The 1173-nt window shown below is 73.9% G+C and carries 1 protein-coding gene; it reads right to left on the bottom strand.

Annotated elements, in window-relative coordinates; all coding sequences use genetic code 11:
* Positions 1-167: 167 nt before the first annotated feature.
* The coding region (locus tag C667_RS23140; RefSeq protein WP_004389458.1) for a FimV C-terminal domain-containing protein at positions 168-1173 on the bottom strand (1006 nt) is incomplete at its 5' end.

Here is a 1173-nt window from a genome sequence, read left to right on the forward strand (position 1 = left end):
GGCCGCCAGCGCGCACGCCGCGAGCGCGACACCGAGCGCGAGCGGCGGCAGGAGCTGGACGGCGGCGACCGCCGCGAGCCAGAGGAGCAGGACAAGACCGGAGTGCATCGGTAAACGGAAAAGGCCGCCGCGAGCCCGCGCTCGTGGCGGCCTGCCGGCGGGGGCGATCAGCCCAGGCGCGCGATCATATCGCGGGCCGTGGCCTGCTGTCTCGGCGCGCCCTCGGCGACGACTTCCTCGAGCAGCTCGAGCGCACCCTCCTTGTCGCCCATCTCCTCGTAGGCGCGGGCCAGCTCGAGCTTGGTCTCGGCCTCCTCGTTCACCGGCCCGGCGTCTTCCGCGCCACCTCCCGCGGGCTGGTCGAACTGGGTGTCGGCGACCGAGAACGGGATGGCGTCGAAGGCGGCCTTGGCGTCGCCGGGCAGCGCCTCGAGGTCGAGATCGATCGAGGTCAGGTCGAGCCCGGCCGGCATCGCCGCATTCGTCGCGGGCGCCGGCGCGTCGAGCTCGAAATCGAAGTCGAGCAGGCTGGAGTCGAACGCGGTCTTCTCGAGGTCGACCACCGCCTCGTCGGCCTTCGCTGCAGGGCCTGCCGGCAGCGGCGCGGGCTCGTCGTCGATCGTGCCGGTGGCGCTGACCACGGTCGCGTCGAGATCGAAGGCCTCGCCGCCCGGACCACCCATGCCGGGGAGCTCGAAGTCGAGGTTGCTGATCGTGCCGGAGTCCTCCATCGAGATCGTGGGGGCGGACGCGAACGCGGTCTGCACGGGCGCAGCGGGCGCGGGCTGCGCCTCGAGCGGCGCGGCCTCCCGGGGCTCGTCGGGCTCGCCGAGATCCAGGTCGAAGGTCAGCGCGCCGTCGTCGGCCGGCACGAGAGCAGGAACGAATGCGGGCACCGGCGCGGGGGGCTCCTCCTCGGCCGGCTCCAGGGTGAGGTCGAACTCGCGCGCGAGACCGGGCGTGGTCGCCGACAGGTCGGGCATCGCGGTGGGCGTTTCGTCGGCGAGGTCGAGCTCGAAATCGAGCGCGCCGGTGTCGAAGGGGATCTCGTCGGCCAGCGGCGCAGGCGACGCAGCCTCTGCCGCAGCACCCTGCCCCGGGGCGCCCCCGCCCGCCGCAGGCTCGCCCTCGCGCTCGCCGGAGGCGAGCTTGTTGAGCTCGCCCGGCAAGGTC

The organism is Thauera phenylacetica B4P (assembly GCF_000310225.1).
Taxonomy (GTDB): Bacteria; Pseudomonadota; Gammaproteobacteria; order Burkholderiales; family Rhodocyclaceae; genus Thauera; species Thauera phenylacetica.